At 53.4% G+C, this 14,035-nt stretch carries 15 protein-coding genes and 1 pseudogene; 5 read left to right on the top strand and 11 right to left on the bottom strand.

The window, feature by feature from the left end:
- Positions 1 to 179 precede the first annotated feature (179 nt).
- The gene (locus tag HZU75_RS12525) at positions 180 to 938 is read right to left on the bottom strand and encodes a ferritin-like domain-containing protein (RefSeq protein WP_180308826.1); all 759 of its coding nucleotides are present in this window, start codon (positions 936 to 938) and stop codon (positions 180 to 182) included.
- A gap of 375 nt (positions 939 to 1,313) precedes the next feature.
- On the opposite strand from HZU75_RS12525, the gene fabI reads away from it, so the two are divergent.
- Complete coding sequence (gene fabI, locus HZU75_RS12520) at positions 1,314 to 2,081, top strand: enoyl-ACP reductase FabI (RefSeq protein WP_180306363.1); 768 nt, start codon at positions 1,314 to 1,316, stop codon at positions 2,079 to 2,081.
- 77 nt (positions 2,082 to 2,158) lie between these two features.
- The gene (locus HZU75_RS12515; RefSeq protein WP_180306362.1) at positions 2,159 to 3,499 is read left to right on the top strand and encodes a bifunctional enoyl-CoA hydratase/phosphate acetyltransferase; all 1,341 of its coding nucleotides are present in this window, start codon (positions 2,159 to 2,161) and stop codon (positions 3,497 to 3,499) included.
- 102 nt (positions 3,500 to 3,601) lie between these two features.
- Here the strand turns inward: HZU75_RS12515 and HZU75_RS12510 are convergent, their stop codons facing one another.
- The 5 genes from HZU75_RS12510 to HZU75_RS12490 form a co-directional block, all read right to left on the bottom strand.
- On the bottom strand, positions 3,602 to 4,021 hold the full coding sequence (locus HZU75_RS12510) for a MaoC family dehydratase (RefSeq protein ID WP_180306361.1): 420 nt from the start codon (positions 4,019 to 4,021) through the stop codon (positions 3,602 to 3,604).
- A gap of 231 nt (positions 4,022 to 4,252) precedes the next feature.
- On the bottom strand, positions 4,253 to 4,690 hold the full coding sequence (locus HZU75_RS12505) for a DUF411 domain-containing protein (RefSeq protein WP_180306360.1): 438 nt from the start codon (positions 4,688 to 4,690) through the stop codon (positions 4,253 to 4,255).
- A 10-nt stretch (positions 4,691 to 4,700) separates the two neighbouring features.
- Positions 4,701 to 5,123, bottom strand: a complete 423-nt coding sequence (locus HZU75_RS12500; RefSeq protein WP_180306359.1) for a hypothetical protein — start codon at positions 5,121 to 5,123, stop codon at positions 4,701 to 4,703.
- 490 nt (positions 5,124 to 5,613) lie between these two features.
- On the bottom strand, positions 5,614 to 6,348 hold the full coding sequence (locus tag HZU75_RS12495) for an LrgB family protein (protein ID WP_180306358.1): 735 nt from the start codon (positions 6,346 to 6,348) through the stop codon (positions 5,614 to 5,616).
- Positions 6,345 to 6,722 carry a CidA/LrgA family protein gene (locus tag HZU75_RS12490; RefSeq protein WP_180306357.1) on the bottom strand — a complete coding sequence of 126 codons (378 nt, stop codon included), beginning with the start codon at positions 6,720 to 6,722 and terminating at the stop codon, positions 6,345 to 6,347. The genes HZU75_RS12495 and HZU75_RS12490 overlap by 4 nt, the downstream gene beginning before the upstream one ends.
- 140 nt (positions 6,723 to 6,862) lie before the next feature.
- Here HZU75_RS12490 and HZU75_RS12485 point away from each other — a divergent pair, with 140 nt between their 5' ends.
- A complete protein-coding gene (locus tag HZU75_RS12485; protein WP_180306356.1) occupies positions 6,863 to 7,066 on the top strand; it encodes a hypothetical protein in 204 nt (67 codons plus the stop codon).
- Positions 7,067 to 7,151: 85 nt separating this feature from the next.
- Here the strand turns inward: HZU75_RS12485 and murI are convergent, their stop codons facing one another.
- Together murI and HZU75_RS12475 are read right to left on the bottom strand one after the other, a co-directional pair.
- On the bottom strand, positions 7,152 to 7,979 hold the full coding sequence (gene murI, locus HZU75_RS12480; protein WP_180306355.1) for a glutamate racemase: 828 nt from the start codon (positions 7,977 to 7,979) through the stop codon (positions 7,152 to 7,154).
- Positions 7,980 to 8,089: 110 nt separating this feature from the next.
- On the bottom strand, positions 8,090 to 9,748 hold the full coding sequence (locus HZU75_RS12475; protein ID WP_180306354.1) for a SulP family inorganic anion transporter: 1,659 nt from the start codon (positions 9,746 to 9,748) through the stop codon (positions 8,090 to 8,092).
- 87 nt (positions 9,749 to 9,835) lie between these two features.
- Between HZU75_RS12475 and HZU75_RS12470 the strand changes: the two genes are divergently transcribed.
- Both HZU75_RS12470 and HZU75_RS12465 read left to right on the top strand, forming a co-directional pair.
- Positions 9,836 to 10,654 (top strand): fused MFS/spermidine synthase, encoded by an 819-nt coding sequence (locus HZU75_RS12470; RefSeq protein ID WP_180306353.1) that lies wholly within the window; start codon positions 9,836 to 9,838, stop codon positions 10,652 to 10,654.
- A gap of 12 nt (positions 10,655 to 10,666) precedes the next feature.
- The gene (locus tag HZU75_RS12465; protein ID WP_180306352.1) at positions 10,667 to 11,467 is read left to right on the top strand and encodes an alpha/beta hydrolase; all 801 of its coding nucleotides are present in this window, start codon (positions 10,667 to 10,669) and stop codon (positions 11,465 to 11,467) included.
- A gap of 56 nt (positions 11,468 to 11,523) precedes the next feature.
- On the opposite strand, the gene pxpA is transcribed toward HZU75_RS12465, so the two are convergent.
- The 3 genes and pseudogenes from pxpA to pxpB all read right to left on the bottom strand — a co-directional run bounded on the left by pxpA (position 11,524) and on the right by pxpB (position 13,956).
- A complete protein-coding gene (gene pxpA, locus HZU75_RS12460; protein WP_180306351.1) occupies positions 11,524 to 12,288 on the bottom strand; it encodes a 5-oxoprolinase subunit PxpA in 765 nt (254 codons plus the stop codon).
- 71 nt (positions 12,289 to 12,359) lie between these two features.
- A complete protein-coding gene (locus tag HZU75_RS12455) occupies positions 12,360 to 13,319 on the bottom strand; it encodes a 5-oxoprolinase subunit C family protein (RefSeq protein WP_180306350.1) in 960 nt (319 codons plus the stop codon).
- Positions 13,316 to 13,956, bottom strand: a pseudogene (pxpB, locus tag HZU75_RS12450) (5-oxoprolinase subunit PxpB). The gene HZU75_RS12455 and the pseudogene pxpB overlap by 4 nt, the downstream one beginning before the upstream one ends.
- Positions 13,957 to 14,035 lie beyond the last annotated feature (79 nt).

Genomic DNA, 14,035 nt, shown 5'->3' with positions numbered 1-14,035 from the left:
AAAATCCCCCGCCGCAAGGTGTGTCGGTTCGAGTCCGACCCTGGGCACCAAACACTTCGGTGTTGATCAGATAACCCGCACAGCGTTAAGCCTGCGGGTTTTTTGTTGCCCGTCTAAAATACACCGGTATGGCATATGCATGTACGCCATACCTTGTCTAGGCTAACAGCGAATACCTCTCATGTTTTGAGCGACTCGATCAGCGCCATTTCGTCTTCACTAAAACCCGCCTCCAACCGCGCCAAATGATTGAATGTGCCACGAAACACTGGCGCATCATATTCACGCAATAGTGCAACAAAGGTCGCAATCGGTTCGAGACCGCGTTGCTCACAGCACCAGTGATACCAGTGATTGCCAATGCGTACATGACCGATTTCATCACGCAAAATAATGTCGAGAATCTCACAAGCACGTAGATCTTTGACCGTAGCTAGCTTTTCGCGGATCGGCGGCACCGCATCGAGCCCACGCGCCTCTAGGATTCGCGGCACCAAAGCCATGCGCACCATCACATCGGCGTCAGTACGCACCGCCATCTCCCACAAGCTGTTGTGCGCGTCAAAATCACCGTAATCAAAACCTAAACTATTTAAATGTGCGCGCAATAAATTAAAGTGGTAAGCCTCTTCTACCGCGACACGCAACCAGTCGGCGTAATACTGCGCGGGCATCTCTCGGAAACGATAAATCGCATCAAGCGCCAGATTGATTGCGTTAAATTCTATGTGCGCAAACGCATGCAATAAGGCTGCGCGGTTTTCGACTGCGCGCAAATTGCTCCTACGCGGCACTTGTGCTGGCGGCACCAGAGCGGGTTTCTGCGGCCGGCCTGGGCTTTCGACCTTGTTTATCGGCAGCTGGTCGATATTGGCAGATACGGCGGTCAAATCGATCTGCTCTAGTAATGCGATTTTGTGATTTGGATCGGTCGCCATCAGGGCGGCAAAAGCAGCAGCAAACACGGCTTATCTCATTATTGAAGTGAGCGAAGTATTCATTGCCATACCGCAACTGGCAAGCACAAAACCCATTAACACTGCGCCAGATTAAGTGCGCAAAATACCCGCCAGTGTATTTGTCGCAACTGCAAACACTCCATACCTTTCAAGGCTATACCCCTCCGAACTTTTACCTAGCACGAAGCGGGAGGGGTTTTATTCACTCTCAGCCTGCAATACATCAAACAAGCCAATATATTGCATTGCACAATAAACCCCAAAGAGCTAGGATCAATACATCTCGCATCGCAGCAAACCCTGTGCGGGTGAACTGCGATGCCTCCACTTTGATGATCGTGATGAGGCAGTAAAATGACCCAAGCTCTTGCAGGAAAATACGCGTTGATCGTTGGCATGGCCAATGCCAATTCAATTGCCTATGGCGTCGCTAAAGCGCTCAAAGAACAAGGTGTACAGCTCGCCATTACCTACCAGACCGACCGCACCAAAGACTTTATCGCCCCGCTGCTGGAAGAGCTTGAGCCTGCCATTGTGCTCAAATGCAATGTGCAGGAAGAAGGCGATCTGGAAGCAGTTTTTGCGCAAATCCAGAAAACTTGGGGTCGCCTTGATATCGGCGTACATTCAATTGCCTTTGCCCTCAAAGACGACCTGCACGGACGCGTAGTCGATAGCTCGGCTGCTGGTTTTGCACTGGCGATGGATGTCTCTTGCCACTCGTTTATTCGCATGGCCAAGCTGGCCGAACCGTTGATGAATAATGGCGGCACGCTGCTGACCATGAGCTATTTGGGTGCGGAAAAAGTGGTCCAAAACTATGGCGTCATGGGCCCAGTCAAAGCGGCACTTGAAGCCAGCGTGCGCTATCTGGCCAACGAGCTGGGTAGCAAAAAAATCCGTGTGCACGCCGTCTCACCCGGCCCGATTATGACGCGAGCCGCCAGCGGGATTCCTGAATTTAACGCCCTGCTATCTCAAGCATCGCAACACGCCCCTATGCGCGAACTGGTTGATATTGATGATGTGGGCGCCGCGGCAGCCTTCCTGTGTTCGGAAGGGGCCAAACGCCTCACAGGTTCAACATTTTATGTGGATGGCGGCATGAATATTATCGCCTGATCCTCTCACGCCGACTCGATCCAGCCGTAGGCTAGCCCCGCGGCGGTGGCCGGCAAATTATTGCCAAAGGAAGCATCATGAGCGTCGAAAATCTGTTGTTTGCTGATCTGAGCATAGGCCAGCAATATCACCGACAACATCTGGTACGTCGTAGCGATATTGATATGCTGGGTATGATGGCGGGAAAGAAGGAAATCGAGGGCGTGATTAAGGTACCCGCCACCGGTATTTTTCTGTTTCTCACTGCCACCGCAATTAATTCCTTTCCCGGCCCCGGCTCATTAATTCGCGAACACGGTTTGCAAGCACATGGCTGGATTGAACAAGACGATATTTTGTCGCTCACCCTAACGGTCAGCAGCAAACACGAAGAGAGCAATATTGTTATTCTGGATGCCACGTGCGAGAACCAGCATGGTGAGCAGCTATGTAGCGGGCCAATTCATGTCATCGCCCCAAGCTGTAGCCAGCGCAGCGAATATGCCGAAGCGCCACAATTTACGCTGCGTGCACATCATGTGTTCGCTAATCTGCGCGCCAAAACCGATTTATTGCCCCCCGTACCCACCGCCGTTGTACACCCCTGTGATCGCGACTCGCTGCTGGGCGCAATGCAAGCTGCGCAAGAAAATTTGATTATCCCAATTTTGGTCGGCCCGGAAGCCAAAATTCGCGCGTTAGCACAAACGGAAGGTATTTCAATCACCGGTGTGCGCATCGTGGGGGCTGAGCACAGCCACAATTCAGCGCAAAAAGCGGTAGAACTATGCCGCAACGGTGAAGCGCAAGCGCTCATGAAAGGCAGCCTGCACACCGATGAGATGATGTCGGAGGTGATGTGCTCGGCCACCGGCCTGCGCACCGCACGGCGCATCAGCCATGTCTTTGTGATGGATGTCCCCGCTTATGAGCGCGCACTACTGGTGACTGATGCGGCGATCAACATCGCACCAGGCTTGGCCGCCAAGGCCGACATCACACAAAATGCGATCGATCTGGCGCATATTCTGGGCATACCCTGCCCCAAAGTCGCACTACTATCCGCGGTAGAAACCGTCACGGACAAAATGCCATCAACAATGGATGCGGCATTACTGTGCAAAATGGCTGATCGTGGACAAATCCATGGTGCAATTTTGGACGGCCCGCTAGCCTTTGATAACGCAATCTCAATGGCTGCCGCCAAGACCAAAAAAATCAACTCACCCGTCGCTGGGCAAGCCGATATCTTGGTCGTTCCCGATATCGAAGCGGGCAATATGCTCGCCAAGCAAATGAGTTACTTTGCCGCCGCCGACTCGGCCGGCATTGTACTCGGCGCACGCGTGCCAATTGTGCTAACCAGCCGTGCGGATGACGTCAAAACCCGTCTGGCCTCTGCCGCCGTGATGGTGCTGGTGGCCCATGCCATCAAATAGGTGTCAACATTGACGCATGCAATAAAGCCTCGCAACTGCGAGGCTTTATTTTTAGTACAAATAATCTTGTTCCAGCTTGCGCGCAAGCACGCCCGCAAGCTCCTAGGCTGGACGTTTAGGCACCCAGACCAAGGCGTCGCCCGATAACACCACTACATCCCGCACCCAGCATTCAGTGATTAGTTTGGCGCGCTGCTTATCAGGAAACAACTCAACAATCCGCGCACGGGCACTGACCGTTTCACCAATGTGTACCGGATGCACAAAGCGGATATTTTGCGCCATATAAATACAACCCGGGCCTGGCAAGTGCATCCCGATGACGGTCGATAAAAAACTCGCCGTTAGCATACCGTGCACAATACGCTCGCCAAAGCGGGTTTGATGTGCAAATTCGGCATCAATATGCATTGGATTATTATCGCCAGTTAAGCCAGCGAACAGAACGACATCCGTTTCGGTCAGAGTTTTGCGATATTCTGCGGTTTGGTCGACTTTCAAATCTTCAAAATAAAACGCCATGCTAAGTCTCCAGATAGAGGTTGGCAGTACATTTCAAACAGAAAGTGAGGCTTGAGCTTTAGCCAAGATTAGGCTGTGAGGTCATCCCAGCATACCATGCTGCACAGCACAAAACCAGTGAATTGCAGGGAATAAAAAAGGCCACCTTCGCTTGGGTGACCTTTGCGCAAACAAGCCAGGGTATTGCCTCAAGAATCAGAAACAACAATACCTAGCAAGCAATACCATCAATTATTCAACCGAGAAAACCTTGGTTGTTTGCTGGTTCTGCAAAGCATAGATAGTCAAGCTACCCGGCTTTTCCGGCCCCATTCCCGGAGAATTGGCGGGCATGCCAGGCAGCGCAATTCCTACAATATCGGGCTGTTGCTTGAGCAGCTTGTGAATCGCTGCGACTGGTACATGCCCCTCAACGGTATATTGGCGCCCATTTGCGGCCGTAACACGCATGGTGTGGCAACTAGCTAGTTTATCCGCGCCATAGCGTTGCTTTACGGCACTCATATCATTGCTATTGATTGTTTTAACCGCAAAACCATTTTGCCCAAGATATTTTGCATAGGCTTCACAACAACCACAATTGGGATCTTTATACACCGTTGCGGCAAGCGCGGCCCAGCCTGACTGGCTAAGCACTGCCAACAGCAAAGCGAACGAGATTTTTTTCATCGCACTCTCCTTAGTGGTGTTGGCTATGATTGGCGGCCGGCTTAGCCGGCGCTTGCAGGTCAAATTGTGCTTGCTCACTGCGACCATCTGGGAAGGTTAGCTTCACTTCGAGCTGTGCATTTTTGCTTGGCTTGCGGCTTAATTGAGCACGGAGCTGATTCGGGGCCAGTGGCGTGAAGGTCACCTCCTGTTTTTGTGTGCCATCCAGTACGGTGACGGTGCCCTTGACGTCCTTACTCGGTTTAGGCGTACCCGCATGATCACTCAAATACAAATTCACCTGCTGGCCTTTGCTTACCAACTCGAAATGGTACCACCCCACCATTTTCAGCTGTCCACCATGGGGGGCCACCATCGCGGCCATCTCGGCTTCGGAATGAGCGTAGCTAAATGATGCAGTGAGCAGCATCAGTGAAATCAATAGTTTTTGCATGGAAAATACTCCTCAATTGCCAGTAATTAAAACATGATCAGCATGGCGTATCTATCAACGCCATTACTGCAGTGGGCAAAGCGCGCAGCTCATGCCCAATCAGTATGCAATCGAGGGGGTTTATCCAGTGGTACAAGTATAACCTCCGCTATCGCGGGCGGTAATGTACCGACTTTTACAGCAACAAAATGCCACCTCGCTGCAGCGGGGACATTGAGCATTGCCCATGGCGCGGCAAGTTGGCATATATCTGTGCACAGTGGGCTATTGCAGCGCATATCAGATTCAGCGCAGCAAGCTTTTACCTCTACGCAATGCGCGGCCTTCTTGCTGGCTAACGAGGCGCAGCGCTGCTGCGGCCAAACCGAACTTTGCTGTGCTTGCACCGCCATACTACTGCCCAGCATTAGCAGCACCAGCACGCTAAATAGCCAACGCAGACTTGCATGACGTAATAAGTGCATCGTCCGAATGAATGTCATTAATTTCATTAAAAGAAGTAAAACCAGCCACTTAACACCAGCGATAAAATCAGCGATGTCAGCACCCCGTTCAATCCCATCGCCAACCCAGCAAATGCTCCAGTTGTTTCAGACATTTGCAAAGCGCGAGAGGTTCCCACCCCGTGTGCAGCAATCCCCATAGCAAAACCTTGCGCAATTTCATTATCAACACGAAGTAATTGAAACAAAGGCACTGCTAATACGGCACCACAAATCCCAGTCAAGATCACAAATCCTGCCGCTAGCGACACATTCCCACCTGCATGCTGGGCCAAGGCCATTGCAATCGGGGTCGTCACTGATTTTGGCGCGATTGAAATCAAACTCGTCGGCGATAAACCGAGTGCGTGTCCGATCAATAAACCAGACAAAATCCCGAGCAGTGAGCCAACCAATAAAGCAATTAACAACGGAGCGAGGTATTCACGAACCCGCTGCAAATTGGCATACAAAGGGATTGCCAAAGCCACCGTAGCTGGGCCCAGCAATAAATGAATTGGCATCGCCCCCGCAAAATAAGTACCGTAGGATACTTGGGTGTAGTGCAACAATGTAATCAGCATGATCACACTCAGTAATACCGGATGCAGTACTGGCTGCAATTTCGGAAAACGCCCCGCCGCCAGATAAATCCCTTCGCTGATCACATAGGCGCCAAGGGTTAGCAGCAACCAGATAATTGGAATTTGCGTCAATGGCTGCCAAACAGTCTGCCAAGTCATGGCTGTACCTCCTGTGAGCGCGCTTGATTTTTTGCCGCTTGTCGCTTTAACAAGAACTGCAAAACCCACGCCGTCACCGCCATGGTGATCAGGGTAGAAAACACCATCGTCAATATCAAAGCCAAACCTTGACTACCAATTTTGTCGCTCAAGGTCATTAAACCTACGCCAGCGGGAATAAATAGCAGTGCTAAGTAACGCAATAAATGCGTGGCAAAGTGAGTAACTCGGGCATCAAAACCTTGGCGCCATAAAGCCAACAGCAACAATAGCAGCATGCCCATTACCGAGCCGGGCACCGGCAGATGCGCCAAACGCGACAGCGCTTCGCCCGCAAATAATGCTGCAAAAATGATGGTCACCCCATATAACATGGCTATATACCTCGGCTAAAACGCCTGATGAACTCAATGTCCGCACAGAGAAAAGCGGCCCGCCATTCATCTGTAGTTGCTTTAAAAAACCAAAAATTCGATTAACTTTCAAGAAAGCATTCGTCAAAAAGGTGTCATTTATGCACAGGCCCAGCATTGGCTCCGCGCCCTACGACTGGCTATATGAGCTGCCCGATAGCGAGCTGGAAACGCTAGAGCAAGGTTTACATGAATTAATCACGCAGCGGCCAAGCGCGTTTTCAACCTTCAAAGCCCATTCGATGCGCGAAGCTATCGAATGTATCCTGTTTGATCGGCAGCAAGCGCGTCGGCAATCGGCATAACATGCCGGTTGCGTAATTCATATTGTACGCAAAGCAAAGCCCGATGATTTCATCGGGCTTTGGTATTTTTGGTACTTTCCGGGGTTTAAAGCTGGGTTAGTTCAATTTTACCAAGGCTGCGCCCGAGGAAGCGCTCACCAATGGTTTGAAATTTCACCGGCAAATCAGTCACCACAAAACGATATTCCGGCATGCTGTGCGCGGGATTAGCTAAACCACTGCTTTGCAATATTTCGGCCGTTTGATCGGCGATCGACAAAGCCGAATCGACCAGCTGCATACGATTACCGCACACATCCAGCAATAAAGGCTTAATCAGTGGGTAATGCGTGCAACCAAGCACGAGGGTATCGATCGACTCCACAAACACCGGCTTCAAATATTCCTGCGCGGTAAGCCGCGTCACGGCATGCTCTAACCAGCCCTCTTCCACCAGCGGCACAAACAACGGGCAGGCTTGCGAATAAACACGGGTGGCCGGATTGAGCTGATGAATTGCGCGCGCATAGGCATTTGAATTAATCGTTGTTGGCGTGCCAATCACGCCGATGCCGCCGGTTTTGGTATGCGCCACGGCGTTTTTTGCGCCCGCTTCAATCACATCGAGAACCGGCACTTTGGCACTAGCGCGCACTTTATCCGCCGCCACCGCGGCCATCGTATTGCAGGCAATAATCAGCATTTTAACGTCTTGTTGCTGCAAAAAATCTGCAATTTGCTGTGTGTAATGCTCAATCGTCGCCACCGATTTCACACCATACGGCACGCGTGCGGTATCACCAAAATAGATGATATTTTCAAACGGTAGCCTATCCATCAAAGCCCGTACGACGGTCAGGCCACCGACGCCCGAATCAAAAACCCCAATCGGGTGCGAAGGCAAAGAGGCTGGAGAAATACGGGAAGCAGACATACACGCAGGGTCGCTAGAAGTAGGCAGAAAAACGCAATTCTACCCTGCGCACCGCGCGCTAGATAGGGCGCGGCGGGAGCAAAAAGGATCCCTGCTTGATATTTTTAGAATTATTTTGGCCCTTCTTGACACAGCGCATCAGCACGATTGATCGCTGCGGCAAAGCTAGGTAGCAAATTATCAATCTGAACGGTACTGGCAACCCCGGAACGATTTAGTTTTGCAGCCACCGCGCTATTGGCCTCGCACAAGATCACCACCACACCGCGTTTTTGCAGTGCGGCGATCACTTCGTCTAATGTTTGCAAGCCGGTCATATCCATAAACGGCACACGTTGCAGGCGGATAATCAGCACTTTGGGGTCGGTGTGCGTATCGTGCAATACACGCTGGAAATTCTCTACCGCGCCAAAGAAAAACGGCCCTTCAATTGCATACACCAGCACACCTTTCGGTAGCTCCACCATGCCTTGGCTGAGTAGGTCCATGGCCAGCTCTTTCTCATCTTGCGGGCAAACTTCGACCGACATCGACATGCGGCGCAGGAAATGCATCGTTGCCAATATCACACCGATATTCACCGCCACCACCAAATCAGCAAACACCGTCAGCACAAAGGTAATCAGCAACACCGCCACATCGGCGCGCGGGGCGTGCGTGGCCATATACCAGAAATGCTTCACTTCGCTCATATTCCACGCCACGACAAACAAAATTGCCGCCAATACGGCCAGTGGAATGCTCGCTGCCAGCGGCGCGAGAAACAGCAAAATCAGCAACAGCACCAGCGAGTGCACCACCGAGGACAACGGGCTGGTACCGCCATTGCGGATATTGGTCGCGGTGCGGGCAATCGCCCCGGTGGCGGCAAAGCCACCAAAGAGCGGAATCACCATATTGGCCAAGCCCTGCCCGATCAGCTCCTGATTTGAGTCATGCCGCGTACCCGCCATGCCATCGGCGACCACCGCCGACAATAGCGATTCAATCGCGCCGAGCATCGCAATCGTAAACGCCGGGCCGATCAGCTCGATCACCCGCGCCATCGTAATATCGGGCCAGGCGAAGCTGGGCAAGCCTTGCGGAATACCGCCAAAGGCCGAGCCGATGGTCGCCACACCAGCAAACTGGCCAAAATATTGAATCAGCGTCACCACCAGCATCGCCACCAAGGGGCCGGGCAGTTTATTTAGATACGGTACTTTGGGGGTGATTAACAGCAGACTCAGCCCCAAGGCCGCCAGCGCAGTGGTGGCCAGATGCAAACTTGGCAGGCTGTGCAGCATTAACCATAGTTTTTCGTGAAAATGCGTCGCCGCAGGGCTGGGAATACCAAAAAAAGCGGGCCATTGGCCGGTCCAGATAATCACGCCAATGCCCGCGGTAAAACCCACAATCACCGGCGCGGGGATAAACTTGATTACCCCGCCCAGCTTGGCCAGCCCCATCAGCAGCAAAATCACACCGGCCATCATTGTGGCGATTTCCAGCCCGACAATGCCATGCTGCGCAGTAATCGCCGCCAAAATCACAATAAATGCGCCGGTTGGCCCGGCGATTTGCAAGCGGCTACCGCCGCACAGGCCAACGACGATCCCGGCGATCAGCGCGGTATAAATCCCCTGCTCGGGTTTGGCCCCGCTGGCTATCGCAAACGCCATCGCCAACGGCAGCGCGACCACGCCCACCACGACTCCGGCGATTAAATTGGGTAAGATGTGCTGACGGCTAAATAATCCTGCCCGCTTAGCTTCAATTGCTGCGATCATAGTGTTGGGCCAACTTTAAGAGAGCGTCTTCAACATGATCAGTTTAGACCTCCCTGCCAATTAAACTTTGACCAAACTAGGATTTTTGTGACTTCAAGTAACACCAATTTTTTTAGCGACAGCTTTGCCGCACTGCTGCGCGAAACCGAGTCCGGTAAACCTTTTGTTTACGATGAAGGCGATGAAGTCTCGCTAATGTTTGATCTGGCCACAGTCCAGAGTCGGATGAAACGTGCCAAGCCCAATGATCTAATGCTTGGGTATACACGTGCAATGCTTGGCAGTGTTTTGATACAGGAACATACCCAGCAAATTGGCATGATTGGCATGGGTGGTGGATCGCTGGCCAAGTATTGTCATCACTACCTACCCAGTAGCCAGATTAGCGTGGCCGAGATCGATCAGCGCGTGATTGATTTGGGCCATCACTTCCAGATTCCATTTGATAGCCCGCGCCTGCGGGTGCATTGTGCCGATGGCGCTGATTGGCTCAAAATCTGCACCCAAGCTTTTGATGTGCTGATGATCGACGCCTACGGCCCGCAAGGCATGCCGGACAATATCGCCAGCAATGCGTTTTTTGATCTGTGCCGCACGCGGCTTAGCCCCCAAGGCATACTGGTCGTCAATCTATGGGGCAGTGATAAGCGTTTCGAGAGCTATTACCAGCGTATTCGCACCATTTTCGACGATACCGCGCTAGCCATCGGTGCCGATGGCTGCGCCAACCGGATTGTGTATGGCTTTAATAATTCGCGACTACCTGCGCAAAAAACCTTGCAGCACTATTGTCGCCTGCGTGCCGATCAGCACAGCATTGATTTGATGAATTTGGGTCAACGTCTATCGCGCGCGCTGCGCGCCGCCGATGGGCTGGAGCCCTTAACCCCTAAACGCAGTACCTAAGCCGAGATTGCCATGGCCTTCAGCCCGATCCAACTGGAATTACTGCATGTCCCCGCCCAGCATTCAACGCAAAGCCCCCCAATCCTGCTGCTGCACGGCGCATTTGCCGGCGCGTGGTGCTGGCAACAAGTGCAGCAAGATCTGGCCGCTGCGGGTTGGGAAAGCTACGCGCTGAGCCTGCGCGGCCACGGCCACAGCGAAGGCGCGCTGATGCTTGCCAGCGCCACGATCAATGATTATCTGGCCGATGTCGAAGCCACCCTCGCCACGATAGGCGAGCCATGTATTCTGATCGGGCATTCCTTGGGCGGCTATCTGGCACAACAAATTGCCGAGCGCCACACCATCGCTGGCCTCGCACTGATCGCCAGCATTCCACCGTATGGCTTATCGGGCTCGCTCAGCTATATGTCGGCGCTACACCCCAATTTGCTAATGGGGCTGCAAAGCTTTGCACTGGGCCATACCAGCAAGCCCGAATCGGCGCTACTACAACATCTGCTGTTCGCCAAAAACACGCCAATGAGCGTAGTTGACGATTTCGCCCAGCACGCACAGCTTGAATCCATGACGGCGCTATCCGAGCTATGGATGCCGCAATGGTGGAAAAACCTACCCCGCTTTCCAAAGTTTCCGGTGCTGGTACTTGGCGCAGGCGACGACAGCATCATCCCGTTTAGCGATGTACAAATCACCGCGCAAGCATGGGGAGTCAGCCCAATCATGCTGCCCGAAGCCGGTCACGCGATGATGTGCGATCGCACCCAACCACAACTGAGCGCAGCTTTGCTAGCTTGGCTGGATAAAATATAACCGTAGGGTATTGCCACAGAGCCAATATAAAAAATTAGCTTGATAGCAATACCCCATCAATCACTATCCAGCGCCACTTCATTCAAAGCCGGATCACCGACAATCGCGTCACGCGGATCATCAAAGGCGCTAATCCGAATTCCGGCGTTTTGTAATGCCGTGCGGATCGCTTGAGCTTGAGCGATGGCGGCAGGATTGTCGCCGTGCAGACAGAGCGAATCTACCCGCTGGCTGAGCGCTAGGGCTTGCACCACCACGTCGTCAATCTGTTCCAACACCGCACCGGGCTGATCACGCGGCATCAAGCTACCATCGGGCAAATAAGCGCGATCAGCAAAGCCTTCTTCGATCACTGTCAAACCTGCATTACGCCCTGCCAGCACCAGCTCGCTACCAGCCAGCCCCATTAGCGCTAGATCGGGGTCGATTTCGCGGATTAGTTGCGCGATTTGGCGCGCCAGTTCGGGATCGCGTGCGGCGTCGTTATACAGCGCGCCGTGTGGTTTAACGTAGGCCACCGACACGCCCTCTTCGATACTCACGGCTTTGATCGCCCACAATTGCGCGGTGAGGCTAAACACCAGCTGGCTGGGCGTCAGCGTCATGCTTTTGCGACCAAAGCCTTCGCGGTCGGGGTAGCTCGGATGCGCGCCAATGCGTACATGGTGCTGATGCGCCAAACGCACGGTGGCGCGGATGCTATCAACATCGCCGGCGTGACCACCACAGGCAATATTGGCCGAGCTAATCAGCGGCATGAGCTGCGCATCCAAGGGATAGCCTTCGCCCAGATCAGCATTTAAATCGAGATGAGTTTTCATGACACCATTGTAAGTGAGACAACCGCGCTTGCGCACTGCATTTAGACCTCTTCTATTTATGTTGGCTCGATTTATGCATGTTTGCAGTGCGCGGCCAGCGTAGCTGCCACACGTTTGAACCATGCTTGCTGCAAGGCCAAGGCATCGAGCGCAGTCGGCTGATCAACCGGCAGCAGATACACGCTCTCACCCGCGCGCAATTGCCCCAGTCGCCACAAATCAGCCTGAATAATTTGCGCAATCACCGGATAGCCACCAGTCACTTGCGCATCGCTGAGCAAAATAATCGGCTGACCACCACGCGGCAATTGCACCGTACCGGCCATTACTGCATGCGAGGCCATCTCTAGGGGTATCTCCATCTGAAGCATACTACCAGATAGCTTCAAGCCCATACGGTTACTCTGTATATCGATTTTCCAGCTTTGATTGCAAAACAACTTTTGCGCCTCACCACCCAATTGCTCCCACTGCGGGCCGGCAATAAAGCGCAACACTTCGCCGCGCTCGGGCATCGCAATCGCGCACTGCGGACGCGATTTATCCCGCCGCCGTGCGGCGAGTTGGTCGCCTTTGATCAAAGCACGTCCCGCCATGCCGCCCAAACCGGCCGCCAAGAGCGTCGAGCGGCTGCCCCATAATTCAGGCACCTCAATGCCACCGGGCAAGGTTAGATAGCTGCGCGCGCCATACAAAGGCGTGCCCAAACTCAACACCTGCCCTTTCACCCCGCGATAAACTGCATTGGGCAATAGGCGACGGCCATCCAGCCGCGCATCGCAATCGGCGCCCGCCAGTGCAAACGAGCTGGTGTGGGCAAAACGGGCGCGAAAACCGCCCAGCGTGATTTCCAATGCCGCCGCATCATGCGGATTGCCCAGCAGCAAATTCACCACTTGCAAAGCAAAACCATCCGCCGCGCCACCAACCGGCAGCCCCCAGCTGGCACCTTGTGGCCGCCCCAAGTCTTGCACCGTGGTTTGCACACCGGCTTTTTCTACTTGCAAAATTAATGGATGAGGGGCTTTCATACTCGCTCCTGGGGTACAAAGCGCACACAATCACCCGCCCGCAAGCGGCAGGGCTGGCTGGCGTGGCGATCAAATAATGCAAAATCAGTCCGCCCAATCAGCTGCCACCCTCCGGGCTAGCACACGGATAAATACCAGTTTGCGCGCCCCCAATCCCCACCGAGCCCGCGGGCACGCTCAAACGCGGCTCAGCGTGCCGTGGCGTCGCAATCGATGCTGGCAAACCGGCCAAATACGGAAAACCAGGCAAAAACCCAATGCACAGCACGTCATAGCTTGGCGTGGCATGCGCCTCGATCACCTGCTGCGGCGTCATGCCCGCTTGCTCGGCCACAGAGGCCAAATCAGGCCCGGCTTCGCCACCGTATTGCACCGGAATCTCGACGCAGGTCGGTGCAAATGCGTCGAGCTGATTGGCGGCCAGTTCCCATTGTTGCTGTAACCAGCTCAAGGCTGCTTCGGCTGATTGTTGTAGTGGATTAAAGCGTACGGTGAGATTGCCAACCCCCAAGATCAATTGATACAGCGCTTGACCAGTCTGGCGTGTTTCAAACGCGCGCACCATCGCAATCAACCGCGGCTGCGCACTAAGGTCTGCCTGAAGCACTAAGGCGGTTTCACCCAAGGGATAAATCATCAATGGCTGCATGCACAATCACTCTTCAAAGCCTACCAATTTATTCAAAATGCGCCATACTAGAAGCCGATTTCACAGG

The sequence above is a fragment of the Chitinibacter fontanus genome (assembly GCF_013423785.1).
Lineage (GTDB): Bacteria > Pseudomonadota > Gammaproteobacteria > Burkholderiales > Chitinibacteraceae > Chitinibacter > Chitinibacter fontanus.
Note: the sequence above shows the minus strand (reverse complement) of the source record. Positions and strands in the feature narration are given on the sequence as shown.

Coding starts and splice junctions, on each gene's coding strand:
- HZU75_RS12525 (WP_180308826.1), bottom strand. CDS start 938: ATGGCGACCGATCCAAATCACAAAATCGCATTACTAGAGCAGATCGAT.
- fabI (WP_180306363.1), top strand. CDS start 1,314: ATGACCCAAGCTCTTGCAGGAAAATACGCGTTGATCGTTGGCATGGCC.
- HZU75_RS12515 (WP_180306362.1), top strand. CDS start 2,159: ATGAGCGTCGAAAATCTGTTGTTTGCTGATCTGAGCATAGGCCAGCAA.
- HZU75_RS12510 (WP_180306361.1), bottom strand. CDS start 4,021: ATGGCGTTTTATTTTGAAGATTTGAAAGTCGACCAAACCGCAGAATAT.
- HZU75_RS12505 (WP_180306360.1), bottom strand. CDS start 4,690: ATGAAAAAAATCTCGTTCGCTTTGCTGTTGGCAGTGCTTAGCCAGTCA.
- HZU75_RS12500 (WP_180306359.1), bottom strand. CDS start 5,123: ATGCAAAAACTATTGATTTCACTGATGCTGCTCACTGCATCATTTAGC.
- HZU75_RS12495 (WP_180306358.1), bottom strand. CDS start 6,348: ATGACTTGGCAGACTGTTTGGCAGCCATTGACGCAAATTCCAATTATC.
- HZU75_RS12490 (WP_180306357.1), bottom strand. CDS start 6,722: ATGTTATATGGGGTGACCATCATTTTTGCAGCATTATTTGCGGGCGAA.
- HZU75_RS12485 (WP_180306356.1), top strand. CDS start 6,863: ATGCACAGGCCCAGCATTGGCTCCGCGCCCTACGACTGGCTATATGAG.
- murI (WP_180306355.1), bottom strand. CDS start 7,979: ATGTCTGCTTCCCGTATTTCTCCAGCCTCTTTGCCTTCGCACCCGATT.
- HZU75_RS12475 (WP_180306354.1), bottom strand. CDS start 9,748: ATGATCGCAGCAATTGAAGCTAAGCGGGCAGGATTATTTAGCCGTCAG.
- HZU75_RS12465 (WP_180306352.1), top strand. CDS start 10,667: ATGGCCTTCAGCCCGATCCAACTGGAATTACTGCATGTCCCCGCCCAG.
- pxpA (WP_180306351.1), bottom strand. CDS start 12,288: ATGAAAACTCATCTCGATTTAAATGCTGATCTGGGCGAAGGCTATCCC.
- HZU75_RS12455 (WP_180306350.1), bottom strand. CDS start 13,319: ATGAAAGCCCCTCATCCATTAATTTTGCAAGTAGAAAAAGCCGGTGTG.